This is a genomic window from Microcystis sp. M_QC_C_20170808_M9Col, assembly GCF_007095495.1.
GTDB classification, from domain to species: domain Bacteria; phylum Cyanobacteriota; class Cyanobacteriia; order Cyanobacteriales; family Microcystaceae; genus Microcystis; species Microcystis aeruginosa.
In genome coordinates, this window is record NZ_SFBZ01000016.1 from 1 (window position 1) to 26,073 (window position 26,073).

Sequence of the window (26,073 nt, forward strand, 5' to 3'; positions counted from 1 at the left end):
AACTCCCCAATGTTTTTTCCATCAGTGAAAGTTATTCTCTTGGAATTTCGATTAAGTTTCCAACCTGACTTTTTAAACTCAACAGAATGAGTACGTTTAGAGTATTTAGGATATCCTTTCTTACCAGCAATTTTGTTCTTACAGTTATTATAGAACCTAAGAATAGCAGTCCAAGTCCGTTCGCAAGCCTGTTGACAAGCTGTAGAGTTAAGGTCTTGAACAAAAGGGTATTGACTTCTTAATTGAGTGACATATTTATATACATCCTTTTGTCCTACACCTTTATTGTCTTCCCAATATCTAAGACATTTATTCCGAACAAACTGTACTGTCCGAATAGCCTGATCAATGGCTTGATATTGAGATGGTTTTCCTCTAAGCTTGTACTCTAAAACAAACATTTTGCGTTATCGACCTACCACGCAAACTACTCTAGCATACTAAAGTTAAATTGGCAACTATAGATTAGAGTTATTCTTAGTCGTGCTTCGCTGTTGTATGCTGGTCAGCTTTTCATCTCCGAGGTGAAACCGAGAGCCTTCAAGCCGACATTATAGGTAAAAACAGACGGTTCTTCGTTACTTGGTATAGTTCGATAGGGTGGCATAAATCGACTAAATCCTTATCTGGCAAAAGACTTAATTGATTAGTTCGCTCTAGATCAAAAACAATTAACAAAAATCGCTAAATGCCTTTATATATAAGGATTTCATCTTTGGTAATCCTTTCCGTTGCATAACACAAACCGAAGAACCTTATTTAGGGTTTGCGGCAAAAAGCTTTTCGGTGGTGGCAGGGTGTGGGGTAGTGGGGTAGTGGAGCATTTGGCTGAAATTTCCCTAAACCCCCTAAATCCCTATCACCCTATCTCCCGACTCCTGAATACTGACTCCGCGAGAGATTAACTTGCTTGGGAGGAGACAAAACCCGATAACTCGCGAAAACGGATCTCATCGCGGTGGGGATCAGAGCGACTAACTTGCACTTGAAAGCGATCGCCTAAAGATACCGAGCGCTCAAAACGATGGGGTAATTCTAACCCCAATTCCTCCAATAAAATCAAGCCTAAATTTTCCTCTTCCCGCAGCCAGCGCAACACCAAAGCTTGCCAGACTTGATCTCCCTGTCGTCGCAAAAATTCCAAACTCCAATAACGATTAGTTTGTCGTTCCACCGAGGTGGCTTCTTGGGCCGAACTAGCGACACTATAGAGAATTTCCTGCATTCTATCCCGGGTAAAAGGCAGTTGATCGCCCCGGAGATGGGCTTTTAGTTGAAAATGGGTCAAAAGGTCAGTATAACGGCGAATTGGCGAAGTTACTTGGGAATAGGTATTCAATCCCAGACTAGCATGACGGTTAGGAATCGTCGTCATCTCACTGCGCGGCATACAGCGACGCAAGGCACAGGAACGCACAGGGCCCGCAGGTAGTAAAATTAACTCCTCATCGGGGGGTAATTCCGGTTGTGGTTGTCCGCGGAAAGGCACGGGGATCTCGTGTTCCTGACAGTAGCGACCGGCGATTTCTCCAGCTAAAATCATCATTTCCGCCACTAATTGCCGAGATGGGGAAACTTCCTGCAATTCTACGATAATTTCGTCGTTATCCTTCACCTTAATGGATGATTCTGGCATTTGGATGTTAATCGATCCCTGAGATTTGCGCCATGCGTGGCGTTGTTTTGCCCAACGGTTGAGAATCTTCACTTCCGGTTCATGCTGCAGATCCAGATGTAACATTTCGTCCACATCTTCGTAGGTGAGGCGATAGGTAGGTTTAATTGTACTAGGATGGATCCGATAATCGGCGATCGCCCCCGTTTCATCGAGGATTACCCCAAAACTCAATGCGGGACAAAGTTTACCCTGTACCAAACTCATTGGACCGGCGGCCAATTCTAGGGGAAACATGGGAACCATTCCCGTGGGAAGATAAAGACTGGTACTGCGACGACGTGCTTCTAGGTCTAATTCATCATCGGGAAGCACTAAACGGCTAGGATCGGCAATATGGATCCAGAGACGATGACCACCATCCGCGAGCATTTCCACCGATAATCCGTCATCGATTTCCTCGGTACTTTCATCGTCGATGGTATAAATTTTTTGGTGGGTTAAATCGAGACGATTGTTGACATCCGCATCCGCAGGGGGATTGAGTAAATTAAGACGCGCCACATCAAGTACCTTTTTCGAGAATTGAACGGGGTAGGAACTGCGTCGCAGGAAAAGGTTTTCGTGACTACTCCACCATTTCAAATCGACTAACAATTCAAAAGCAGCCTCGGGGGTTTGGGAACGGCCCAGCAGGGAGAGTATGTCCATGGCTGCTGGATATTTTTGTTCGGGTTGGAGGATAAATTTTTCTAGAGATTCCAGACGAATTCGATCGCTTTCTGACCATTCTACCGTTTCACCGGCCAAGGACTGTTGGAGACGTTGGAGAAATTGGCTTTTTTCCCGTTGACGCTGTTGTTCCACCTCTAGCTGGTGTTTGATTTCCTCTACCTGATTTTCCGATCGGGCCTCGTAACCATCCCCTTTATTTTTAAAATAAACTTTATCATCACTCAAGAGACAATGGGCCGCATAGCAAAACTGCGGACTGCGATCGGAAAAGAGAATCTCGGCCATGGTTTCGGGAGTGACTAACTGATTTTCCCCGGCTAATAATTCCCAGGCCACTTCTAAACCACTAGCATCTAGATAGGGTTGGACTTCCCGCAGAAAATTTCCAATCTCTTTATAGTTGGACGGACCTGCTTTGATAATGTAATCGAAGCGTTGGGGACGCAGTTTATGCGGGTTTCCCCCTTGATCGATGACGATCCAATCTTTTTTCCCTTCTGGGCGATCGATCACCCCTAAGCGCCTTTCTCCTTGGACGCGAAATTCTACCAGCGTTCCCTTTTCCACTGCTTCCCCTTACTGCCTATCTATTTTGTCTATTTTCTATCATCCTCGATCGATTACTCGATCTGCAAGAGCAATCATCAATCCCCACCCACTAGATAGGTATAACGTCGCAAACTGCGTTCATAATCCTGTAGTAGTAATTGGGATTCTTCCACAGTCATGCGATTTTCCTGCAAAGCTTGTTCACAACGAAGACGAATTCTTTCTAACAGGTCTTCTGCGGAATACTGCACATAACTTAATACTTCCGTGATCGTATCTCCTTTGACTAGATACTCGATATCGTATCCCTTGGGACTCATCTGAATATGTACCACGTTAGTATCGCCAAAAAGATTATGTAAATTGCCCATAATCTCTTGATAAGCACCCACCAGAAACATTCCTAGATAATAGGGTTCTGGAGAATGTTTACCGTTTTTGTACTCCAACGGATGCAATTCTAAAACTGATTTTATGTCCCCGCGCAAATCGATAAACTGGGCAATTTTCCCGTCACTATCACAGGTTAAATCGGCGAGAATACCTCTTTGAGTAGGTTCTCGATCGAGACGATGGATCGGCATAATTGGAAATAGTTGATCGATCGCCCAACTATCGGGAACTGACTGAAAAACCGAGAGATTGGCATAATAAATTGAGGCCATAATTTGCTCTAAGTCTTCCAAGTCATCGGGAACATAATCCTGTTGTCGGGCCACTTGCAGAATTTTGTGACAACAAGCCCAGTACAATTGTTCGGCTCTAGCTCGTTCCTTGAGACTGAGATAACCGAAATTAAACAGACTAATTGCCTCCTCTTTGAACTGTCCCGCATCGTGATAAGCTTCCTGATAATTGCGCTCATCGATACCCGTATAGGTTTCCCAGAGATTACGGAGGATGAGGTGTTCTTTCCCATTGCAGGGATCGGGAGGGTTTTGGGGAACCTCACTACTTCCCAAGATATCAAAGACTAACACCGATTGATGAGAAGCGATCGCCCGGCCACTTTCACTGATGAGAATTGGGGGTGAAATCTGGGCATCTTCACAAGCTTCCTTGACCTCAGCCACGATATCATTGGCATAATTCTGCATATTGTAGTTTTTCGAGGCGTAGAAGTTAGTTTTTGAGCCATCGTAATCGACCCCTAAACCACCCCCCACATCCAGATAGGTCATATTTGCCCCTAATTTCACTAATTCCACATAAATCTGACTAGCTTCGCGAATAGCATCCTTAATGACGCTAATAGCGGAGATTTGCGACCCAATATGATAGTGTAGCAGTTGCAGACAATCTAACATCCCCGCTTGTTCTAATTCCGTCACCACCGTTAAGATTTCCGGGACGGTTAAACCGAATTTTGCCCTGTCTCCCGTGGAACATCCCCAACGGCCCACCCCTTTTGTCCCCAGTTTCGCACGCACTCCCAAATGTGGGGCAATTCCTAACTGACGACTGACGCGCAGGGTTAAATATAATTCTTCCAATTGTTCGATGACAATCAAAGGCCGATGACCGAGACGAGTGGTCAAAAGAGCGGTTTCGATGTATTCTTTGTCCTTATAGCCGTTACAAATTAGCAATGGTTGTGTTTTGTCATTTTTGCCGTTTAAGGCAGGTTCTAGGGTAGCTAAAGCAATCATTAGCTCAGGTTTTGAACCAGCCTCCAACCCAAATTGATAGGGTTTGCCAAAACGCACTAAAGACTCGACGATGTGACGGTGTTGATTGCACTTGATCGGATAGACACCGCGATAGACGTTGGGATAATTATAACGGGCGATCGCTCGGCTAAAACAGGCATTCAGGCGCTCGATCCGATCCTCAAGGATGTCACTAAACCGAATTAACAGGGGTAAACCGATATTCCGCCGCTTAATCGCCGAAACTAACTCGTATAAGTCCAAAGAACCGCCCCTTTCTCCCTGGGGCGAGACGGTAATATTTCCTGCGGCATTGATCGAGAAATAGGGTTCTCCCCAGCCTTGGATGCGATAGAGATTTTCGCTATCTTCGATCGACCAATGTTTAACGGGGGCAACTTTTTCGAGGTTGTTACCGTCAGAAGGGGTCAGATCCACTGGAGATAATTGCTTTTCTTGTTTCTTAAGTTGAGTTTTACCCGCCATTGTCTATCGATCGCTCCGTGTGAGACTCCGATCTTCTATCTTAAGTCAGACTTCCTGTCCGCGACCAAGATTCCGATCGTGATAGAATCTATTAGCCCTCAGGAGGCAGGATTCAGGAGTCAGGAGACAGGAGACAGGAGATTATTTTTATTTATTCTCCCCAGTTCATAATTCATAATTCATAATTCCTTCTCCCAACCCCTACCCATCCCCCCATCACCCCTATTCCCCAACTCCCCATTCCCTTCTCCCCAAAATTTTATAGTGAACCGCTTATGAAATTATTAGACTCAAAAGGACGTTTATTCGGTAAATTTAGCTTGCTTGATATTGGAGCGGCCTTAGTAATTTTATTGACAATTATCGGGATTTTTGTTGTCCCGGGGACGAGTGGTAAAAGTACGATCGCTCAAGTTACCAAAGAACCCATAGAAGTGGATGTTATTGTCCGGGGTTTAAGTGTTCTCAATCCCAATGCTTTGATCAATCAATTCAATACCGAGAAGAAAACTAATATTGTTATTCGTAATCAACCGGCCGGTCAAGTGGATATAAAAAATGTTAAACCTTTATCGAGAAATGTCTTAGTTCCGCAGCCGGATGGTAGTGTGAAAGTCCTACCGGATCCCCGCACGGAAAACTATTCTCAAGATATGATTATGACTCTCAGTGGTCAAGCGGAAGTTACCGATACCGGTGCGGTTGTTGGCGGTCAAAAGGTGAAAATTGGCACTTTAATCGAGTTAGAAGGAGATAATTATAATTTCAACACCAGTGTTATCGATGTCCGTTTACCAAAAAGGTCTTAATCATTGATCAGTGAGCAGCAAACAGTGAAAAGACAGCAGGAAACTTCCATGTAACACTGCTCACTTGAAAACTCAAATCTGATAACTGATAACTGATAACTGATAAGAGGATTAACTGCTATTTATACACCGCCTTTAGCTCGTTTGATCGAGCAGTTACAAAAATTACCCGGGGTGGGACCCAAAAGCGCCCAACGTTTGGCCCTGTATATTCTCAAACGACCGGAACAAGATGCGATCGAATTGGCCCAGGCGATCGTGGCAGCGAAAAAACAGGTAGGATTATGTCAGGTTTGTTTTCACCTTTCGGCCGAACCAATCTGCGAAATTTGCCGCAATCCTAACCGAGAAACGGGGACTATCTGTGTGGTAGCTGACTCCAGAGATGTGATTGCTTTGGAGAAAACAAGGGAATATTCGGGCAAATATCACGTTTTAGGCGGTGTTATCTCACCCATGGATGGGATTGGTCCAGATCAATTAAATATACAGTCTTTAGTCACCAGAGTCAGCCAGAAAAAAATTCAGGAAGTTATCTTAGCTATCAGTCCCAGTGTCGAAGGGGAAACCACGACTTTGTATGTCGGGGGTTTACTGAAACCCTTCACTAAAGTTACCCGTATCGCTTTTGGGTTGCCCATGGGCGGCGATCTAGAATACGCTGATGAAGTAACCTTAGCGAGAGCTTTAGAAGGTCGTCGGGAATTGTAAAATCTCGCCAAGGTTGGGATTAAGTAGGGTTTGCTGAATAAATGTGAAATGTAGGCAAGGTAAGGGTTTTGTGGCTTTTCTCGTGAAACAGGTGCAAGATTTTGAAAGAATCGTGCTTCAACACCTTGCGTCTTCATCGGCCCGTGTCCTGTAGGGGCGAAGCATTTGGGCATAACCTATCGGTGAAACGTAGATTTTCTATCCGAATGCTTCGCCCGTACTTTTTGCCGCAAACCCTAAGTAGGGAGGCACAATTATTTGTAGGATGGGTTAGCGGTAGCGTAACATGAGCGGGCGTTGGGTTTCATGCTTCAACCCAACCTACGTTCATCTTATATTTAATTCCACCTACCTACTTAGACATTATTGAGGACAATTATTCAGCCCGACTACTCAAAGGGTTATTGAGATTGCTAGTACCTGGACGTTTAACACTATGGGATTGTAGGAGTGAGATTGCCTGTTGGTACTGGGGATCATCCTTAGTTCCCAGCAAAGAAGGATCATCGCGGAAGCGCAGCTGTTGTTCCTGGGTTAACTCGATCTGCACATCGGGTTTAATGCCTTTTTTGTAGATATTTTCGCCGTTGGGGGGATAATAACGGGCAATTGTCACCGCTAAACCGGAACCATCGGAGAGGGTGTGTACCGATTGGACGGTACTCTTGCCATAGGTCGATGTACCCACTAAAGTCGCCCGGCCATTTTCTTTCAGCGCCCCGGCGAGGATTTCGCTGGCGCTGGCGGAACCTTTATTCACCAAGACCACGAGGGGTAAATCGGTAATAGCGGTGTTATTGGCGATAAATTGGCGATCTCCGCCCCGTCGATCGATGGTGCTAACGATTTTGCCCTGTTTCATCCACATACGAGCGATATCGACACTAGCAAATAGTAACCCGCCGGGGTTGCCCCGCAGATCGAGAACATAGCCGGATACCTGTTGTTGACTTAATTCCTCGATCGCCTCTTTCATTTGTTCGGCTGCGTGGGAACTAAATTCATCCAGTTTGATATAACCAACTTTCACCCCACCTTCCTGTTTAAGGGTATAGCTAACCGAGGGGATTTCGATATCTACCCGGGTCAAAGTCACTTCAAACACGCCTCGATCGGGACGGGCAAGCTGTAAACTAACGCTAGTACCCACTGCTCCCTGTAGAGCTTCCATTGCTTGTTCTAGGGTCATTAAAGCGGTGGGTTTGCCATTAATTCTGATCAGGCGATCGCCGCTTTTCACTCCCGCTTCCTTGGCGGGGGATTTTTTCACCGTATCGACAACGACCAGATCGCTAGTGCGTTTATCAAGGGCTAAACGTACCCCAATTCCCGATAATTCTCCGGAAGTTTGACTGGTGAGGACAGAAAATTCCCTAGGAGTTAAAAAACGGGTATAAGTATCACCCAATTCCTTTAAAGCTTCGCGAATTGCTGTGTAAGCTTGTTGGGGATTAGTATAATTTCTGCTTAACAATTCTTGACGTTTTTTTTGCCAGTCAATTTGATGAAAACTACGATCTACAAATTCATTATTAACAATTTGCCAAACCTGGTCGATGACTGCTTTCGGGTTATCTTCTAAGGGTTTTTCCCCTTTGGCTGCGGGGGTAAGGACCATCAGGGAACTAACTGCTAGGGTAGCGATCGCACCTCCAGATAGGAGTTTCTGCACGGAAACGAACGAGGGACGCGACTGGTTCATAAAGACAAAGCCAAAATAAGATTGACGTTTAGATAAAGCCATTCAAAAAGCGGGAGCATTTTGCCTTCGAGGGAGGTGAGGAGCAGTGTTGACTACGACTTTCGTATAGATAGGGGAGTTCCTTGTCTGGCTCTAATATCCACTATAATTCTACTTCTAGAAAATCGAGTAATATCTGGCGATGAATTTTTCCTAAAGAACGAGTCTGATTAATCTTCTCGGAGTAGTATTCCCCTTGACGGATGGCAGCCGGAGGTAATAAAGCTAAATCTTGTCCTTCTGTTTGCACTAATTTTTCTAATCCCAAGGTCAGGGGTACATGATAAAGATAACGCGAGAGATTATGATCGTTATAAGAGCGAAAATAGCGTAAACTAGGGGCTTCGTAGTTAATTTCTTCTTTTAACTCTCGTTTTAACCCTATTTCTGGATTTTCACCCGCTTCTAAGTGACCACCAAATAAACCCCACACCCCCGGATAGAGAATCGTCGGGATGTCGTCGCGCAACTGCATTAAAAAGCGACCGTCCTGTTCCAAAATCGCCAAAGCAACAAATATCATCAGTTATCAGTTATCAGTTATCAGTTATCAGTTATCGGGAGACAGGAGACAGGAGACGGGAGACTATTTTATTTATTCTCCCCACTCCCCACACCCCACACCCCACACCCCACACCCCACACCCCACACCCCACACCCTAGCTATTTCTCGTTTTGTTTATGGGGTAAAAAGAAAGCATCGAGGGGGTCTGGGACGGGTTTAACCACTGCGGGGGGTTTGGGGGGAATCGCTTCCGCGACGGGTTGCACGGGGGGATTGGGTTTAACGGGGGTAACGACGGGAGTTTCTGGGGGTTTCGTTTCAGCTGCGCTGGGAATTGTCACCTGTCGGGGATTTTCGAGGGGTTTAGTTGAAACCGGGGGAGAATTGTTTTCTGGGGGTTTAACTTCTGAGGTGGGGGAGGGTTTAATTTCTGGGGACGGGGAGGGAGTAGGAAGAGAATTAACCGCTACTGCATCCATCTGTTCTAATTCCACCACATACAATTCGTTAACGGTTTGGGAACCCTGGGGAATAGCTTCAAAGTCAATTTTGCCCTTAATGACGATTTCTTCGCCTTGACGGGGTAATTTATTGCTATTGGTGCGAATCCAAATCTTGCCGGACTTATCCTGCAAAAGATAGGCTCCTCCCGCTAAAAAAGGGGCATAATTGCTCACAGTTCCCCTAAGATAAACTAAAGTGCCTTTTGGTTTTTCCTGTAATTGCTCGATCGCTGTTAGGGGAGGATCACCGATGTAGGGAACGGCAATACCGAGGTCAGCAAGGGTACTACAACCGAATAACCCTAGCAATAATAATAAACTGCTGATGCGCCCTACACGAGTCTGGATAGACATTCTTGCTTTAACCTTAACGAGTGCCATTAGCCAATCTTTTTGACCATAGAATGGATCCGAAAGATTTTTGTTCTCGGTATTATCATAGAATGTCCGTAACTACTTGCCAAATTCTCGACGGGAAAGCCTTAGCTCAAAAAATCCAACTTGGTCTAGGAGAGCGCATCCAGACGCTAAAATCTCCAATGGGACGACCTCCGGGGTTAGCGGTGTTGATGGTGGGGGATAATCCCGCTAGTGCCGTTTATGTCCGCAATAAGGAGAAAGCTTGTACTAAAATCGGCATGGCCTCTTTTGGTCGTCATTTTTCCACAGATACAAGTGAACTAGAAATTTTAGCGGAAATTGTCCGTCTCAATCAAGATGAGCGGGTGGACGGGATTTTAATTCAATTACCCTTACCTAAGCATTTAGATGCGGTTTCCCTTCTCTACCAAATTGACCCGAAAAAAGATGCTGATGGCTTACATCCTCTCAATTTAGGCGGTTTAGTGCGGGGTGAGGACTGTATCCGCAGTTGTACTCCTGCGGGGGTCATGGCACTCCTGAAAGAATATAATATTCCCATAGCCGGTAAGCACGCGGTGGTGGTGGGTCGCAGTATTCTAGTGGGGAAACCTTTAGCTTTAATGTTATTGGAGGAAAACGCTACGGTGACTATTGCTCACTCGCGCACGGAAAATCTGGCAGAAATAACCAGAAGTGCCGATATTTTAGTACCTGCTGTCGGTAAAGCCAATTTAATCACTAAAGATATGGTAAAACCGGGTGCGGTGGTGGTGGATGTGGGGATTAATCGCGTCGCTGACCGTTTGGTGGGCGATGTGGACTATGCTGGGGTTTTAGAAGTGGCTAGTTATCTTACTCCTGTCCCCGGGGGTGTCGGTCCGATGACGGTGGCAATGTTATTACAAAATACATTGTTAAGTTACGAACGCAAGTTATAAATCCTCAGCTACCAGCTATCAGCTGTAGCTGTAGGATGGGTTAGCGGTAGCGTAACCCATCGGGGCTACGTTCTACGTTCATCTAAACTCCTAAAATTTCTGCGATAGTGAATTCTATTTCTGGAAAGGATTCCATAAAAATACTTTCACCTCGATAATATTTCTGAATAGCTTGATAACTACCATGCAGCGGATGGCGATAAACTTCTAAACATTCCTCCTTGAGATTGATAATCCAAACCTCTTTAATATTTGCTTCCGCATAAAGAGGAATTTTAGTATAGCGATCATAATCGAGGGTAGAATCGGAAACTTCAATAATTAAATAAATATCTTGAGGACAAGGATAGGCAGCAACATAAAAATCCGATCGAGGTATTAGTAAACTTAAATCTGGTTCTGGTTGAGAATTATTATTTAATCTAATCGGATTTTGCACTCCTAAGAGAATAAGATCGCCAAATTTTCGATAAAATAACTGTGTTAATCTAGCTATACAGGCAGCATGACGGGTTCCCATCGGTGACATTTTGATAATTTCTCCTCGAATTAATTCCACTTTTTCATCGGGTTTGATTATTGCCTGGGTTGTCATTTTTTCGTATTCTTCCACCGTAAACTTACGGGTAATCAGTGATAAATACATTTTAACTACACTCCTAATATTTCTGCAATAGTGAATTCTATATCGGGAAAAGATGTTATAAAAACCCTCTCATTTATAGAGTATTTCTGAATAGCTTGATAACTACCATTCAGAGGATGGCGATAAACTTCTAAACATTTTTCCTTGAGATTGACGATCCAAACTTCTTGAATATTTGCCTCCGCATAAAGAGGAATTTTAGTATAGCGATCATAATCGAGGGTAGAATCAGAAACTTCAATAATTAAATAAATATCTTGAGGACAAGGATAGGCAGCAACATAAAAATCCGATCGAGGTATTAGTAAACTTAAATCTGGTTCTGGTTGAGAATTGTCATTAAGTTTAATGGGATTTTGAACTCTGAGAATAATTTTCTGGCCTAATTTTTGATAAAGTAATTGTATTAATCGATCTATACCAGCAGCATGACGGGTTCCCATCGGTGACATTTTGATAATTTCTCCTCGAATTAATTCCACTTTTTCATCGGGTTTGATTATTCCCTGGGTTGTCATTTTTTCGTATTCTTCCACCGTAAACTTACGGGTAATCAGTGATAAAGACATTTTAACTAAACTCCTACTTTTTCTTTATTCTATCTGGACAGCCTTGCAAGGGGGGAATTATCGGTGTTTAAACCATTAATCGGGGGGATAAACTAACTTTTTGGGGACTTGTACTGATTCTTCGGGAAAAATCAGCGCTTGCCATGGCGACAAAACCGCTAAATCTAACGTCTAGAAAGCTGGGGTCGGATCGAAACTGCCCCAAAAAAGCTACTATAGGTCAGTTGTCGATGTTAGAAAAAATAGCCGTTCCCATCAGGAACATTAAGTCGAGAAATTTTATGGTTAAGCGAAAACAGCCTTATAGTTTAATTTATCTGCTCACTCTGGTGATCGGTTTAGTGATTGCGATCGCACCTGACGGACAAGCACAAACCCCCGACTCTAACAATCCCACCAGCGATCCTAACGAATTAAAACCCTTAAATCAAGCCGATAGTGTCCTGAGTCTTCAGGGGGGACAACGTTTAGTGGAAGAAGCGAACGCCGCTATTAATGCCGCTAAATACGATGTCGCTGTGGACAAACTCAATCAAGCGCGCCGGATTTTTAACCAACTATCTAACTATCATCTGCAATTAGCTAATAGTTTCTCAGGAATTGACCCAAAAGTATTCGATTCTCAGCGTCAAAGTGCTTTAAACACCGGACAACTGCGGGATGAAGCCACCTATCAGCTTGCTTTGGTCCATAGGGCGCAAAATCAGCCAGAATTGGCGGTTCCTTTGTTAATTCAGGTGATTCAATCCCAAAACCCCACCAGTGAATTAGGACAAAAAAGCTATCAACAACTCTACGAGATGGGATTTGTCAGTACACCCATCTCCGCACCGACTCCCACCTCCGCAACTCCTAACAACTCCCCCCCACGGCAGTAAATTTTGTCCCTATTGACGAGCTTTCGGTAAAAATGGGATCAGAGTATTTTTAATTGTTTTGAGGAGTTACGATGGTTGACTTTCGCCAAGTAGAAGCGATGATTCAAGAACAAATCCCCGATGCACAAGTGATGATTCGGGATTTGACGGGAGGTGGCGATCATTTGGAAGCGGTGGTTATTTCTGGCGAATTTGCTGGCAAAACCCGCGTTAAACAGCATCAAATGGTTTATGGCGCTTTACAATCGGCACTGGCTACCGAAGCCATCCATGCTTTGGCATTAAAAACCTACACTCCCGACAGTTGGGCAGCAGAAAAATAACAGTTATCAGTTATCAGTTATCAGTTATCAGTTATCAGTTATCAGTTAATTTTTTTCTAGTTTTTTTTGTGGCTAATTATCTTCACGCAACACAGTCTAATTTAATTACTTATGGTTAGTCCTTTACTGGAACCCTTTCGAGAAGCCTATCGCAATTTGGAACTTTTACCCCTGCGATCGGATAAAGAATTACAGCGTTTTGCTGTTAAATACGGCACAGAAATTATCGAAGAATTAGAACAATTGGTCGAAGATAGTCCTTCGGAAGACGGAAAAATTATTCTAGCAGGACATCGGGGTTGTGGTAAGTCAACCCTACTCTACGAATTTAAAAGAAAGTTAGATGATCGCTATTTTGTTGTTTTCTTCTCGATCTCAGACACGATCGAAATGTCAGACGTAAATCATGTTAATATTTTATTCTCGATCGCCGTTCAGATGATGTCAGAAGCGGAAGCCCAAAATTTAACTATTAAAGATTCTATTAAAAAAAGCTTTTATCAATGGTTTGCTGAACAAATCCGCACCGAAACCAATCAAGCAGATGCCACTATCGAAACGGGTTTTAACTTTTCTGCTTTACTAGCTCACATTAAAGGAATTCTCAAGATTAATTCGACTATTCGCGAGGAAATTAAACAAAAGTATGAGCGGAGAATTACCGATTTAGTTGCCCAAATTAACATTATAGCTAGTGCGATCGAGTCCCAAAGTCAGAAAAAAATCTTAGTAATTGTTGATGACATTGATAAAATTGACTTAGCACAGGTAAGGGATATTTTTCAATCCCATATTAAAGCGATTATGTTGCCGAATTTTCGGATTATTATGACTATTCCGATCGCCGCTTTAAGAGAGGTAGCTTTAAAGGCAACTCTCCAAACAGAAACCAACGATCAGATCGTGCAAATGCCTGTATATAAACTCTTTAAACAGGGAGAAATTAATTCACCTAATGCTATACCCGATCCGCAAATTATTGCTACTTTAACCGAGATTATCACTAAGCGCATCGATCCCGCTTTAATCGATCCTGACACCCTCGAAAAAATTTGTCTTTATAGTGGGGGAGTATTACGAGAATTAATTCGCATTACTAATGATTGCTGTCGGGTTTGTTTGCGATCGGTTCGTCGTTATCCCGATGATAATACCCTAAAAATTAATCAAGCTGTTTTAGAACAATCAATCACAGAACTTAGTCTCGATTTTGCTGAAAGTATCGGTACAGCAGATGAGGAAATTATTAAAACTGTTTATGAAAAGTCAAAACCGAAGGATCTCAAGGATCAAAATTTTCTAGATCTGCTGCATGGTTTATATATTTTGGAATACCGCAATGGCGATCTCTGGTATAACGTGCATCCGATTGTGGTTGAGTTAATGAAAAAAAGAGGAACAATTTGAATGGGATAAGTAAGTAGTTATAATTAAATTGAAGATGGATCCCCCCTTGATCCCCCCTTGATAAGGGGGGTGCGGATCACTCCTTGATCCGTAGGGTTGATTCATGAATCAACCCTACCTAATGGGGGTATCTGACAGTTTTTAACAGCTATCCACTTATTATGAATAATGAAACATCTTCAATTATTGACCAAAATGAAAGAGAATACGAAGGTTTAATCGTGTCTCTAGAGGCAAATCAAGAGAGATTAAATATATTAATTTGTGTGTGTGATCAGGAAAAATTGCGAGAAGAAATTATTGATCGCTATAGCAAAGAATTAGAACCAGTAATCCCTTGTTATCGGATTGATTTAGATCAAAAAGAACCGAGTTTAAGAGCAGCAATTGCTAGTTTAGTCTCCAGAAAACCAGAGTTATTACAAAGCAAAAACGCCGTGATCACAACCACAGGAGTGGAAAAATTACACTCGATCGAATGGCAACGGGAAAAATCGGAACTAGATAAATTTTTTGGTTATCTGCAATGGACAAGGGAAGGATTGCGAGAATTTCCCTATTCCATTGTTCTTTGGGTAACAAGCACAGTGGAGGTAAATTTACGCAAAAAGTCCCCCGATTTTTGGAGTTGGAGAAAAGGAGTTTTTCGCTTTATTTCTCCTCCAAGTAACTTTTTACCTTCTCAGGAATTTTTACCAATTTTACAATCTTTTGACGAAATTACTATAGATAAAGATATTCCTTCAATCTCTAAAGAAGACTTGTTAGAACTAATCGAGCAAATCGAGGTAAATAAAGGCAAAAAAGAGCCAAGACTAGCGAGTTTATATGCCAGTTTAGCTAAGATTTATAACCTTCGTTTATTATATCGATCGCCATTGGTAGATTATCGTCAGGAACAACAGCTTGCGATCGAGTATTATCAAAAAGCGATCGATTTACAAAAAGAGTTAAATCTAGAACTTGATTTAGTTGCAAGTCTCGACTCATTAGCAGGTATTTACTATTCCCTAGGAGAAGACCAAAAAGCGATCGAGTTTTATCAACAGTCCTTAGCAATCTTTCAGAAAATCGGAGATCGCTGGGGAGAAGCAGATTCTTACAATAATTTAGGCAATGCTTACCGTTTCCGAGGAGAAGACCAAAAAGCGATCGAGTTTTATCAACAGTCCTTAGCAATCTTTCAGGAAATTGATGATATAAGGGGAGTAGCGTATTGTTACAATAATTTGGGCAATATTTACAATTACCTAGGAGAATACCAAAAAGCGATCGAGTTTCATCAACAATCCTTAGCAATCAAACGGGAAATCTCTGATATAACAGGAGAAGCTTATTCCTATCTAGGTTTGGGGAATGTTTACGATTCCCTAGGAGAATACCAAAAAGCGATCGAGTTTTACCAACAGTCCTTAGCAATCTTTCAGGAAATGGGGTATATCATAGGAGAACCAAAGACTCTGTTTAATCTGGGACTTACCTACTATAAACTCGATCGTATATCGGAAGCGAAAGAAGCATATCTTCAAGCGCGGAAATTATTTCAAGCATTGGGGTTAGCAGGATATGTTCAAAAGTGTGATCAGGCAATTCGGCAATTATAATTAACCAGTTGCGATCGAGTAAAAATTTGTTGCTTACCCCTTGACTTTTGCTTGTTTTAATGCTATGACTTACTGGACTTGATTGCTTATCTCACCCGATTTTAAGCCAAAACTGGTTAAAAACCGCTATAACGTTCCTCTAACCAGGGATCACCTCGTCGATGGTAGCCATTACGTTCCCAGAAACCGGATTGCTCTCGATCGAGAAATTCTAAGCCATTAATCCATTTAGAACTTTTCCAAGCGTAGAGATGGGGGACAACTAAGCGCAGCGGGCCACCGTGGTCGGGGGGTAAAGGTTGACCAAACAATTGAAAAGCGAAAAAATTATCCTCGTGCAGGAATTCCTCTAGGGTCAGGTTAGTGGTATAACCGCCATAACAGTGTTGCATAACGTGGGTAGCTTCTGGCAGCAGGTCAATTAAGGTCATCAAATCCGATACCTTAATTCCCGTCCAAGTCACATCTAATTTTGACCAGCGGGTGACACAGTGAAAATCCTTGGTAAATTCCCACTGCGGTAGGGCCATAAAATCCGACCAGTTAAAAGTTTTAGTCGTGGCCACCTTTCCCCAAACCTTAAATAACCATTCCTCGGTCTTGATTTGGGGAGTATCCCCGTAGGTAAGCACAGGAAAACCACTAGCGAGATATTGGCCCGGAGGAACTCGGTCTTGATCGGGAGATTCTGGTTTTTTAAAGAATTTGCCTAACATTAGTTGAGACTCGCAACGAAAACCCTAAACAAATCTTAAAATATTAGGGAGCGAAAAGGTTTTCTCTACCTCACTCCCCACTATCAAGTTATTCCTCGTCTTCCCCTTCTTCTTCCTCTTTAGTGGGATAGACAAAGCTGTTAGAACGACCAGAAAGGACAGATTTACCCAAAGATAAGGCTTTTTGCGCTTCCCGAGCCGCTTGCTTTCTCCAGTGCGCTCTCCGTTGGTCGCGCTTGGCATTTGAGGTTTTCTTCTTGGGACAAGCCATAGTATTTTAACGATAGTTATAGACTCACAACCTTTCTATTCTACTCCCTATTTCCCTAATCGGCTCGCTCCCTTGTCCGATTCCCTTGATCGCTACTGCCCAAAATATTGATAAAAATGAATAATTATCATTGGCTTACCTATTTATGTTTAAAATCCTATATAACTATGTAGTCAAGTAATTTCTATCATGGTAACTACCGTCGAACCCAGAGTTTTAAGTTCACTGATTACTGTTTACTGTTTACTGCTCACTGAAAAATCCCCACACCCCCACACCCCCACACCCCACACCCCCACTTCCCCAACTCCTTTAATCTTTCCTACGATTTTGGGTATCTCTAAAGATAGATAAACAGCTAAGGGATCTCTATGTCACTGGAAGAAGGATTAAAATATCTACGCCTAAAGGATTACGCAAGGGCTGTAGAATTACTGGAAGAATATTGCCAACAGTCGGCTAATTTTCATTCTCCCTTATATATTCAAGCTAAAATGGCTCTTGTTCGGGCCTATCGCAGCAATAATCAACGGCAACAAGCGATCGCCTTAGCTCTGGAATTAGAAAATCATCTTGATCAGGATGTTAGTCAGTGGGCCAAACGATTACTGACAATCTTTAGTGCTGAACAAAAAACCATCGGTATTGCCACTAATGGGGTCAAATTTCGATCGCTGCCCAAGGCAGCACGAGCAGCACGGGTAAGTGTCCGGTTATCCCGGACTATCCCCGAAAATAGACTTATTTTTGCTCAACTATTGACAATTACGGCGTTTTATGCTATAGTCTGTGGTCTTTTTTTTGTAATTACCCGTTTGCTGCTCATCCCTGCGGGGACGGGTGTAATTATTGCCTTGCTCTTGACCGGTTTCTTAGGCGGACTCATCCTTTGTATCGCCCCGAATCTAATTGATTGGACACAAAAACGTCTTTATCGAGTGCGTTGGGTGTCCTTAGCGGAAATTAAACGGTATAGCCCGGAATCGGCGGCGGTAATTGGGCGTGTATGCCGAGAAAAAGGGTTAAAACCGCCAAAACTAGGCATTATCGAAGACGGACAGCCCCTCGCTTTTACCTATGGCTCTCGACGGGGTAATGCTCGCTTAGTAGTTAGCAGAGGTTTATTTACCTATCTCGACGATGAGGAAGTAGCGACGGTATATGCTCATGAATTAGGGCATATTTGGCAGCGAGACTTTGCCCTGATGACTATCTGTGCTAGTTTCGACCATTTAAGCTGTTATCTCGATTCTTTTGCCCAAAATCAAGGTAATAATTTTAAAGACACAGTTTTTCTAGCCCTTCTCTCATCAATTATCACTATTTTTAGGCCAATTATTGTTTTTTGCTGTCTTTATCTGTCTCGTACTAGAGAATACTTCGCCGATCATTTTGCTGCCCAAGTTACTGGTAATCCCAATGCTTTGGCCCGCGCTTTAGTAAAAATTGCCTTTGGTTTAGTCCAAGAAACTGCCCAGTTTAGTCCCCTGTCATTCAGTACAAATGTATTAAATATTGCCCTGGAGCAGGATGCGATCATTGCCGGTAACGTTTATGGTATCGCATTGGAGTCTCGCCGGATCGGACAGAGTTTTCTCTGGGATATATATAACCCTTGGGCAAAATGGTTAGAGTTGCAATCTAATCATCCCCTGACTGGTGAAAGGATTCGCGCTTTAACTAACTATGCCCGACAGATGGATCTAGATATAGAATTTAGTCTGGGGAAATTATTACGTCAAGAAATGGAATTAGATTCCAAGAAACTCTATCAAAACTTTTTTCTACGACTGTGTTTATATTATGCTTCGGGACTAGGCTTTATTATTGGGGTTGTCATAGCTGGTTTTCTTTGGCTGAAATTTAGCTCTTGGGGTGCATTGGGCTTAATTTTAGTCGGTGGGGGTTTGGGTATAATTATCAATCGATTAGCCAGTTATCCTCGTCTCAACAATGCTAGTTTCAGCGATATTTTTTCTTTAACTGATAATCCTTACAGTCATCCCCTCCCAGCTATCCCCGTCCGACTCCGCGGTGAGTTAATTGCTCAAGGAAAGAATTTCTTTCTTAAAGATAGCACCGGCATAATTCCCCTCGCTCCTAACTATCGTTTTGGTTTTTGGCATAAAATCAGGACTACTAACTCCCCCATGGCACCAATAAATAATACATCCGTACGAGTTCTCGGTTGGTTTCGTCGCGATTTATCTCCTCGTCTGGAATGGAGTCAAATAACTCACTCTGGCGGAAATATTCGGTTTTATCCCCGTTTTTGGCCTTTGGTTAGCGGTTTTGGCTTATTAGTCTCCGGTTTAATTATCGCAGTCACATTTTAAGCATCGCAAAAAACTGCCACTTCATCCCTTTTCTAGTTTTAGGTACTTGCTTGGATAGTACCCAATCTTTGAGCGGCAATCCCTAAAATCCTCAAGTCTCAGACCATGAAAACTATTGATAACTATTGATAAAACTTAATAATTATCATTGGCTTACCTATTTATGTTTAAAATCCTATATAGCTATGTAGTCAAGTAATTTCCATCATGGTCACTACCGTTGAACCCCCCTCCCAGAAAAAAGCTGTTCTGCGCGAAACTATCCTCACTCCTCGTTTCTATACCACCGATTTTGAGGCCGCCGCTAATTTTGACCTTTCTTTGCAAGAAACCGAAATCAAAGCGATGTTAGAGGAGATGCGGACCGATTACAACCGGCATCACTTTGAACGTCAGCAAGAATTTGAGAACTATCAAGATAATCTCGATGAAAAAACGAGAAATGCCTTTATAGATTACCTAGAACGCTCCTGTATCTCCGAATTTTCTGGCTTTTTGTTATTTAAGGAACTGTCACGACAACTAAAAAGCCGTAATCCCTTGTTAGGGGAGATATTTCATCTTATGGCTAGAGATGAGGCGCGCCATGCAGGATTTCTCAATAAAGCCATGGCTGACTTTAATATTTCCCTCGATTTAGCCAAAATTACCAAAACCCGTACCTACACCTTTTTTCCCCTTGAATGGGTGTTATATACGGTCTATCTCTCCGAAAAAATCGGTTATTGGCGTTATATACTCATTTATCGTCATTTAGAAGAACATCCAGAGTATAAATTTAATCCTCTCTTTAATTACTTCGAGAGTTGGTGTCAGGACGAAAATCGCCACGGAGATATCTTTAAAACCTTACTGCGCGCTCAACCGCAATTGTGGAATAATTGGCGATCGAGATTATGGAGCCGTTTTTTCCTGCTTTCCGTCTTTGCTACCCATAGTTTAACTGTACGGGAACGCTCAGACTTTTATGATGCTTTAGGAATGGATGCGATCGCTTTTGATCAAGAGGTAATTCGTCAGACTAATAATACCTCCGCTCGCGCTTTTCCAACTATTTTAAATGTGGACCATCCCCAATTTTTCCCCCGTTTAAACCGTTGTGCCGAACGTAATTTACAATTAAAAGCGATCGATGAAAGTAGCGTTCCCCAATGGCTAAAAACAATGCGTAAGTTACCCTTACAGTTAGGTATGGTCGGGGATCTCCTGCGATTGTATCTGATTAAACCCATAGATGCAGAAGCCACCAGAGAAATGGTACTTTAATCAGTGATCAGTGATCAGTTATCAGTTCACTGAGTTTGAGGTTTGAAGACGAGCGCAAAAAGAGTTAATCATGGAAAGTTTTTCTCGAAGAATTTTTGAGCGGCTGGCGGGATTTGCTGAAACTGACTCGGACAGGGAAGTGTACCTCAATGCCTTGGGCAGTGGAAACCCGGTCGAGAAAGAACAAGATCGCTATGAGTGCCTCTTGCACCAGCTTAAACAGGGCGATTATTCGGCTGCTCTCAAAGCCTACCTTCAGCTTCTAGCGATCGCTGATGAGGGCATTCAACAACAACTGGTCGAGATTGTGCGAGAGCGGGTTTACTCATCGGCTACTGATGAACTGTTGCGAACTGAGCTGCTCGCTTACTTCAAGCCGCCACGAATCCTTGATTTTGAGGATGTACGAGTGCTTCTGGCTTCATGCCCTGATTGGTTCACCTCAAAAAACCTAGCACGGGCGCGGGCGGTCCAAGAACTGGTCGCTCAACGATGTGATGAAGAGTTGTTTAGAACGCTGATGATAGAAGCCTTAAGAGAATTAAACCACCAGACTCGTTCCTTCAACGCTGCTTATGCGTTGCTAGAGGCACTCAAAAAACCTGTTTGCGCTCTCGCCGTAGTACGACTCATGCCTTCGCTTCAGGACCAGACGACTCTTCAAGAGGTCTTCAAGAGAATTCTGGCAGCAGAACGCCAAGGAATTGACCCTTGGGAGAAACTTCCCATCGCTCTTGTTGAGCAGCAATGTCCTCTGACCTCTGCACTTGTTGGGGAGCTCCTAGCGGTGGGAGCAGAGGGTGAAATAGGCAGTCTTATTACCATGTTACTGGCTTCCGCCGCCGAGCCGACAATTGTTGTCCATCTTGTCCAAGAAGCCTGTCAAGAAGATTAAAGTATTAGATGAGAAAGTCGAGGGATTAACGGTACGGGTTGCTTATCAGGAATTTACCAACCGGGGGATTCTGATAGCTTTGGTGGTTGCTGTCTTGGGAGGTGCCGCTAAACTTTTCGGTTTTTTCCCCAATCCCTAGAAGTTACCCCCGATACTTAAACCTAACCTGAAATGGAGAATTAGGGTTTTGGGGAATTAGGGTTTTGGGGATTTTGGGGTGTTCAGCAGCCATTTATCGGCATTATTAGTCATGATGACAATCAGTCCTAAAACCTTATTATACTGACCATAAAGTTTTCTACCAGTCTCAATATCTAAATATTGGCATTTAACAGCAAATTTTAACCATACTTGGCTTTCTGCTGCTTCTGCTTCCGCATCATTTAATCTCAGCAAAAATGAACCCTTATATCGTCTTCTACGCCATGCCTCTGCTAAATTAGCACAGACAGAACGAGAAGAACGTCGAATTTGGTCAATTAATGAATATTTTTCCGACCCGGGAAACTTTTTAGACAGTTCAAAGATTTCCATAGCCAGATTAAAGGCGATTTGATAAACTTCTAGGTCTTCATGGGTGTTCAGCAATTTCTTCGGTTTTTGCACCATAATTCCCCTTTCCTGACTGATGATTCTCACTTTCCCTTATATATACCTCTTGTCAAACCTAAATTCAGGAAAATCCCCATTCCCCCACTTCCCCACCACCCCACTTCCCCACCACCCCACTTCCCCACCACCCCACTTCCCCACCACCCCACTTCCCCAAAAAAAATTTTTCCGAGGGTGATAGGTTTTCTGAAACAGGTGGGTAAGTTGTTCATAGAGAACAAAAAACACTTACCAAAGGATATACCCATGAACTCTACCTTCAAATTCAAACTCATCCAAGCTCTCAACAAAAAGAACGGTAACAAAGGTTTCACCCTCATCGAACTCCTAGTTGTCGTTATCATCATCGGTGTACTGGCCGCCATCGCTCTCCCCAACCTCCTCGGTCAGGTAGCCAAAGGCAGACAAGCGGAAGCTCGCACCAACCTCGGTACCATTAACCGCGCCCAGCAAGCTAACCGCTTGGAAAACGCCACCTTCACCACAGTTTCTAACTTGCCTGTTACAACCACTACTACCTATTATAGCTCGGTAGTAGATGGGGGGACGGGGAACATTAACCAATTAGGTGCGGCTCATCACGTACAGGCTAATACTACCTACCAGAACGATATTCGCGATTACGGTTCTGCCGTTGGTCAGACCACCGCTGGCGTTTACTCTGCTGTGGTTTGCGAGCAAACCGCTGCTCCAGACGTAAGTGTTACCCTAGGTTCCTTAACTGTTGTTCCTGGTACTCCAACCGCAGCTTGTATTACTACTTTGGCCAAAGAGATCAAGTAATCGCCGTCCAGAAGATTATGCGGGGTGCGCCTGCATACTTCTCTGACAATCGCAATTTCACAACTCAGCTTTAATCATACTCTAGCGGAAGGTGGCAGGGAAATGTTCTCTCGGAAACCTTGCGCTTTTGATTTTTGGGGGAAGTGGGGAAGTGGGGAAGTGGGGAAGTGGGGAAGTGGGGAAGTGGGGAAGTGGGGAAGTGGGGAAGTGGGGAAGTGGGGGAATTTCAACTAAAACCCCAACACCCGAACACCCCAACACCCCAACACCCCAACACCCCCCGCAACGCGCACGCAGTGACCACCCCAACACCCCAACACCCAAAATATAGTCAATATTGCCAGGGCCTAACTATGAAATACCTTCTTTTTTCAGCAATCAAATCACAGGCAAAAAAAGCGAGGGGTTTTACTCTAATAGAATTGTTGATAGTGGTGATTTTATTGGGGGTTCTCGCTGCCATCAGTTTACCGAGTCTCTTAGGACAAATCGCCAAAGGTAGGCAAGCAGAAGCTCGCGCAGCACTGGGATTAATCAATCGCGCCCAACAGGGTTATCGTTATGAAAAAGGGACTTTTGCTACTTTATCTGAACTATCTCTGGAAGCTGCCAGTATTTCCCTAACATTTTATAAGATCAGCGAAGTAGGAACTCGCGATGCTTTTGGAGCCGCCTATCGAGCGAATGCTTTGGCTCCATTTGATAACGATATTAAAAATTATGCCGGAGCGGCCGGACAAACGGCAGCCGGGGCCTATACCGGTATTGTTTGCGAGGATGAAACTCCTTTGGAAGATAATGTTTCTACCAGTAATTCCGCCGGTGTTCTTAGCTGTGTTGATGGCGTTAAAATTAATTAAAATAACCCCAAAAATCTTTTATTTTTGTTGATAAGTAAATGGTTATAATTATGAAGGACGTGATTTGTAGGTTAATTCATCGTAGGGTTAATTCATGAATTAACCCTACCATCGCGGTTGATTCATGAATTAACCCTACTTATTAAGGGGGGATAAAGGGGAGATCCCCCCGCCTATCGGCACCCCCCTTATCAAGGGGGGCAGGGGGGATAAAGGGGAGATCCCCCCGCCTATCGGCACCCCCCTTATCAAGGGGGGCAGGGGGGATCGAACCTAAAATCCATGTTTTAATTTAATTAAAACCAGCTACTTACGTTACTGATTATTGACTTTTATTTAAAGCTATGGTAAGCGTAAAAAAATCTCTCAATCTATCCTTACTTAAAACTCTGGGTTTAGTCGCCGTCATCGGTGGACTAATCATAGCTATTGTGGAAATGCAACAGGAAAAGGTGAAAACCTTGACCAAAGAAAAGTTATTAGATAGAAATTATCGTCAAGAGTCTCGCCTAGAAAATGCTCAGGTTGAGTTATTAAAAAATATACCTTCCTTTGGCTTTGACAATATGTTAGCCAATTGGTCAATGTTGCAGTTTATACAATACTATGGCGATGGGGATGCTCGTAGGGAAACTGGTTACGGTTTAAGTCCCGATTTTATGGAAATTGTCACCAAAAATGACCCCAAATTTGTCCGCGCCTATTTGATGATGTCTGTCGCTTCTTCCCTGAATGCTGGTAAACCGGAAAGAACCGTTGAGATTATGAATAAAGGTTTATCAAAAATCACTCCTGATGTCACCGATGCCTATTTTCTTTGGTTATATAAAGGAGTGGATGAACTATTATTTTTAGGTGATATTCCCGCGGCGAAAAAATCCTATCAAATGGCCGCCGATTGGGCAAAAATTGCTGGTAATAAATTTATCGAAAAATCCGCTAGGGGAACGGTGAAATTTTTAGAAACTAATCCCGATAGTCGCGCTCCTAGAGTCGGTGCTTGGATGTTAGTCTGGATAAATAGCCAAGACGAAGAAACCCGCAGGTTAGCTAAGGAAAATATCGAAAAATTGGGCGGTAAATTGGTTGTGATTAATGATAATCAAGTGATGGCAATTCCCCCCAAAGATTAGAGTTTGACCTATTTTTCATCTTCCCAAAACTTATGATTTAATAAGCCATCAATATCCTTAGAAAAAGGACAAACATCGGGAAAATTAGCATCATATTCAATTCGCATATTCTCCACCGCTTCTTGATAACAATCATCATAAATATCGGTTAAAAAACTGCATAAACTAGGAGAATCTTTCAGGATATCTTTTAACTTAAATTGACAGCGTTTAATTGTTACTTCCCAACCTCGATAACAGTCGGACAAAGGAAGATAACGCCGTTTTAAAGCCTGTTCAAATAATGTAATTAAACGGTTTTTAAGTTCCCTTTTGTCTCGTCTTCCCAAAGATTCCACCTCCTCGATCAAATTCTCTAAATCAACTTGAGATAAATCCCCAGATTTTAATTGTTTGACCGTCTTCTCTATCCACAAAGCAAAATCTTGATCATAAAGATTTTTTACCTTGGCTAAAGTCATAATTTTGAGCTGCTCTGTTGACTAATTACCTTTATTTTACCGAAACTTCGCCAATTCAGACTAAATCCGGTTATCAAAGACTGATTATTTATTCTCCCTATCCCAAGAGTGCCTCTCCTCAACCGATTTAGTATTATAGTTAAGGGATACCCCCAAAACCCAACAACTAACAAGCCACAAACTGCACCGATCGAGGGTTAATCACAGAAACCAAAAACCTAACTAATACTATCCAAAATTACTCATGACTTATGCTATAATAGTCCTATGAGTAAGTTGACCAGATCAGAAGCGGCTAAATTAAAAGGTGTAAGCGTATCGACATTAAGACGTTGGGAGTCTGAAGGTAAACTAATACCAGAAAGAACTGCTAACGGGCATCGACGTTATACCGTCTCTCAGTTGCTTGGAGTAAAAGAGAATCTCTCTTATACTGTTGGCTATTGCCGTGTTTCTAGTCATGACCAAAAGAAGGATTTAGAACGTCAAAAAGAAGTTGTCGAACTGTTTTGCGCTCAAAACGGTTGGCAAGTTGAAATTATAGACGACCTAGGTTCAGGACTTAACTACAACAAAAAAGGATTAAAGTGATTAATTCGGTTGATTGTTGATAGTAAAGTAGAGAGATTGGTCTTAACTCATAAGGATAGATTACTTAGATTTGGTAATGAACTAATCTTTAGTCTGTGCGAGCAATTCGGAACTGAA

General features: G+C 42.9%; 24 protein-coding genes and 3 pseudogenes. 15 read left to right on the forward strand and 12 right to left on the reverse strand.

Annotated elements, in window-relative coordinates:
* The 3 genes and pseudogenes from EWV68_RS01050 to speA all read right to left on the reverse strand — a co-directional run.
* Nucleotides 1-401: pseudogene (locus EWV68_RS01050) on the reverse strand (RNA-guided endonuclease TnpB family protein); the annotation flags it as partial.
* A gap of 500 nt (nucleotides 402-901) precedes the next feature.
* Nucleotides 902-2,917: a ribonuclease catalytic domain-containing protein gene (locus tag EWV68_RS01055; protein WP_287168521.1), complete on the reverse strand. Its 2,016-nt coding sequence runs from the start codon at nucleotides 2,915-2,917 to the stop codon at nucleotides 902-904.
* A gap of 77 nt (nucleotides 2,918-2,994) precedes the next feature.
* Nucleotides 2,995-5,034, reverse strand: a complete 2,040-nt coding sequence (gene speA / locus EWV68_RS01060) for a biosynthetic arginine decarboxylase (protein WP_061430723.1) — start codon at nucleotides 5,032-5,034, stop codon at nucleotides 2,995-2,997.
* A 275-nt stretch (nucleotides 5,035-5,309) separates the two neighbouring features.
* On the opposite strand from speA, the gene EWV68_RS01065 reads away from it, so the two are divergent.
* Entirely contained in the window at nucleotides 5,310-5,843 is a 534-nt protein-coding gene (locus tag EWV68_RS01065; RefSeq protein WP_004162552.1) for a DUF4330 domain-containing protein, read from the forward strand.
* 120 nt (nucleotides 5,844-5,963) lie between these two features.
* On the forward strand, nucleotides 5,964-6,554 hold the full coding sequence (gene recR, locus EWV68_RS01070) for a recombination mediator RecR (protein WP_071823408.1): 591 nt from the start codon (nucleotides 5,964-5,966) through the stop codon (nucleotides 6,552-6,554).
* A gap of 376 nt (nucleotides 6,555-6,930) precedes the next feature.
* Here the strand turns inward: recR and ctpB are convergent, their stop codons facing one another.
* From ctpB to EWV68_RS01085, 3 genes are all read right to left on the reverse strand, one after another.
* The gene (ctpB, locus tag EWV68_RS01075; RefSeq protein WP_353737371.1) at nucleotides 6,931-8,256 is read right to left on the reverse strand and encodes a carboxyl-terminal processing protease CtpB; all 1,326 of its coding nucleotides are present in this window, start codon (nucleotides 8,254-8,256) and stop codon (nucleotides 6,931-6,933) included.
* Between the two features lie 142 nt (nucleotides 8,257-8,398).
* Nucleotides 8,399-8,818, reverse strand: coding sequence for an NUDIX hydrolase (locus EWV68_RS01080; protein ID WP_287168524.1), 420 nt, complete (start codon nucleotides 8,816-8,818; stop codon nucleotides 8,399-8,401).
* Nucleotides 8,819-8,959: 141 nt separating this feature from the next.
* The gene (locus EWV68_RS01085; RefSeq protein ID WP_287168525.1) at nucleotides 8,960-9,658 is read right to left on the reverse strand and encodes a single stranded DNA-binding domain-containing protein; all 699 of its coding nucleotides are present in this window, start codon (nucleotides 9,656-9,658) and stop codon (nucleotides 8,960-8,962) included.
* 89 nt (nucleotides 9,659-9,747) lie between these two features.
* On the opposite strand from EWV68_RS01085, the gene folD reads away from it, so the two are divergent.
* Nucleotides 9,748-10,605, forward strand: coding sequence for a bifunctional methylenetetrahydrofolate dehydrogenase/methenyltetrahydrofolate cyclohydrolase FolD (gene folD / locus EWV68_RS01090; protein WP_287168527.1), 858 nt, complete (start codon nucleotides 9,748-9,750; stop codon nucleotides 10,603-10,605).
* 82 nt (nucleotides 10,606-10,687) lie between these two features.
* On the opposite strand, the gene EWV68_RS01095 is transcribed toward folD, so the two are convergent.
* Together EWV68_RS01095 and EWV68_RS01100 are read right to left on the reverse strand one after the other, a co-directional pair.
* The gene (locus EWV68_RS01095) at nucleotides 10,688-11,251 is read right to left on the reverse strand and encodes a Uma2 family endonuclease (protein WP_287168528.1); all 564 of its coding nucleotides are present in this window, start codon (nucleotides 11,249-11,251) and stop codon (nucleotides 10,688-10,690) included.
* A 5-nt stretch (nucleotides 11,252-11,256) separates the two neighbouring features.
* Nucleotides 11,257-11,820 carry a Uma2 family endonuclease gene (locus EWV68_RS01100; protein WP_061430729.1) on the reverse strand — a complete coding sequence of 188 codons (564 nt, stop codon included), beginning with the start codon at nucleotides 11,818-11,820 and terminating at the stop codon, nucleotides 11,257-11,259.
* A 230-nt stretch (nucleotides 11,821-12,050) separates the two neighbouring features.
* Here EWV68_RS01100 and EWV68_RS01105 point away from each other — a divergent pair, with 230 nt between their 5' ends.
* The 4 genes from EWV68_RS01105 to EWV68_RS01120 all read left to right on the forward strand — a co-directional run bounded on the left by EWV68_RS01105 (nucleotide 12,051) and on the right by EWV68_RS01120 (nucleotide 16,032).
* On the forward strand, nucleotides 12,051-12,698 hold the full coding sequence (locus EWV68_RS01105; protein ID WP_125730759.1) for a hypothetical protein: 648 nt from the start codon (nucleotides 12,051-12,053) through the stop codon (nucleotides 12,696-12,698).
* A gap of 71 nt (nucleotides 12,699-12,769) precedes the next feature.
* On the forward strand, nucleotides 12,770-13,021 hold the full coding sequence (locus tag EWV68_RS01110; protein WP_002737239.1) for a BolA family protein: 252 nt from the start codon (nucleotides 12,770-12,772) through the stop codon (nucleotides 13,019-13,021).
* A 111-nt stretch (nucleotides 13,022-13,132) separates the two neighbouring features.
* Nucleotides 13,133-14,428 (forward strand): P-loop NTPase fold protein, encoded by a 1,296-nt coding sequence (locus tag EWV68_RS01115; protein ID WP_287168529.1) that lies wholly within the window; start codon nucleotides 13,133-13,135, stop codon nucleotides 14,426-14,428.
* A gap of 161 nt (nucleotides 14,429-14,589) precedes the next feature.
* Complete coding sequence (locus EWV68_RS01120; RefSeq protein WP_287168530.1) at nucleotides 14,590-16,032, forward strand: tetratricopeptide repeat protein; 1,443 nt, start codon at nucleotides 14,590-14,592, stop codon at nucleotides 16,030-16,032.
* A 116-nt stretch (nucleotides 16,033-16,148) separates the two neighbouring features.
* On the opposite strand, the gene EWV68_RS01125 is transcribed toward EWV68_RS01120, so the two are convergent.
* Nucleotides 16,149-16,748 (reverse strand): sulfite oxidase-like oxidoreductase, encoded by a 600-nt coding sequence (locus EWV68_RS01125; protein ID WP_004162564.1) that lies wholly within the window; start codon nucleotides 16,746-16,748, stop codon nucleotides 16,149-16,151.
* Between the two features lie 88 nt (nucleotides 16,749-16,836).
* A complete protein-coding gene (gene rpmF, locus EWV68_RS01130; protein WP_002742494.1) occupies nucleotides 16,837-17,019 on the reverse strand; it encodes a 50S ribosomal protein L32 in 183 nt (60 codons plus the stop codon).
* 371 nt (nucleotides 17,020-17,390) lie between these two features.
* Between rpmF and EWV68_RS01135 the strand changes: the two genes are divergently transcribed.
* The 4 genes and pseudogenes from EWV68_RS01135 to EWV68_RS01150 form a co-directional block, all read left to right on the forward strand.
* Nucleotides 17,391-19,355 (forward strand): M48 family metalloprotease, encoded by a 1,965-nt coding sequence (locus EWV68_RS01135; protein ID WP_287168531.1) that lies wholly within the window; start codon nucleotides 17,391-17,393, stop codon nucleotides 19,353-19,355.
* Nucleotides 19,356-19,562: 207 nt separating this feature from the next.
* Complete coding sequence (acsF, locus tag EWV68_RS01140; protein ID WP_287168533.1) at nucleotides 19,563-20,621, forward strand: magnesium-protoporphyrin IX monomethyl ester (oxidative) cyclase; 1,059 nt, start codon at nucleotides 19,563-19,565, stop codon at nucleotides 20,619-20,621.
* A 70-nt stretch (nucleotides 20,622-20,691) separates the two neighbouring features.
* Nucleotides 20,692-21,516: a hypothetical protein gene (locus EWV68_RS01145; RefSeq protein ID WP_012267216.1), complete on the forward strand. Its 825-nt coding sequence runs from the start codon at nucleotides 20,692-20,694 to the stop codon at nucleotides 21,514-21,516.
* Nucleotides 21,512-21,655: pseudogene (locus EWV68_RS01150) on the forward strand (DUF4164 domain-containing protein); the annotation flags it as partial. The gene EWV68_RS01145 and the pseudogene EWV68_RS01150, both read left to right, overlap by 5 nt.
* 56 nt (nucleotides 21,656-21,711) lie before the next feature.
* Here the strand turns inward: EWV68_RS01150 and EWV68_RS01155 are convergent.
* Nucleotides 21,712-22,125: a four helix bundle protein gene (locus tag EWV68_RS01155; RefSeq protein ID WP_061431063.1), complete on the reverse strand. Its 414-nt coding sequence runs from the start codon at nucleotides 22,123-22,125 to the stop codon at nucleotides 21,712-21,714.
* Between the two features lie 249 nt (nucleotides 22,126-22,374).
* On the opposite strand from EWV68_RS01155, the gene EWV68_RS01160 reads away from it, so the two are divergent.
* The 3 genes from EWV68_RS01160 (at nucleotide 22,375) to EWV68_RS01170 (ending at nucleotide 24,904) form a co-directional block, all read left to right on the forward strand.
* Nucleotides 22,375-22,911, forward strand: coding sequence for a type IV pilin-like G/H family protein (locus EWV68_RS01160; RefSeq protein WP_287168534.1), 537 nt, complete (start codon nucleotides 22,375-22,377; stop codon nucleotides 22,909-22,911).
* A 353-nt stretch (nucleotides 22,912-23,264) separates the two neighbouring features.
* Nucleotides 23,265-23,771: a type IV pilin-like G/H family protein gene (locus EWV68_RS01165; protein ID WP_287168536.1), complete on the forward strand. Its 507-nt coding sequence runs from the start codon at nucleotides 23,265-23,267 to the stop codon at nucleotides 23,769-23,771.
* 344 nt (nucleotides 23,772-24,115) lie between these two features.
* Nucleotides 24,116-24,904 carry a hypothetical protein gene (locus tag EWV68_RS01170; RefSeq protein ID WP_287168537.1) on the forward strand — a complete coding sequence of 263 codons (789 nt, stop codon included), beginning with the start codon at nucleotides 24,116-24,118 and terminating at the stop codon, nucleotides 24,902-24,904.
* A gap of 8 nt (nucleotides 24,905-24,912) precedes the next feature.
* On the opposite strand, the gene EWV68_RS01175 is transcribed toward EWV68_RS01170, so the two are convergent.
* On the reverse strand, nucleotides 24,913-25,365 hold the full coding sequence (locus EWV68_RS01175; RefSeq protein WP_287168539.1) for a DUF29 domain-containing protein: 453 nt from the start codon (nucleotides 25,363-25,365) through the stop codon (nucleotides 24,913-24,915).
* A gap of 267 nt (nucleotides 25,366-25,632) precedes the next feature.
* On the opposite strand from EWV68_RS01175, the pseudogene EWV68_RS01180 reads away from it, so the two are divergent.
* Nucleotides 25,633-26,073 (forward strand): annotated as a pseudogene (locus EWV68_RS01180) (IS607 family transposase); the annotation flags it as partial.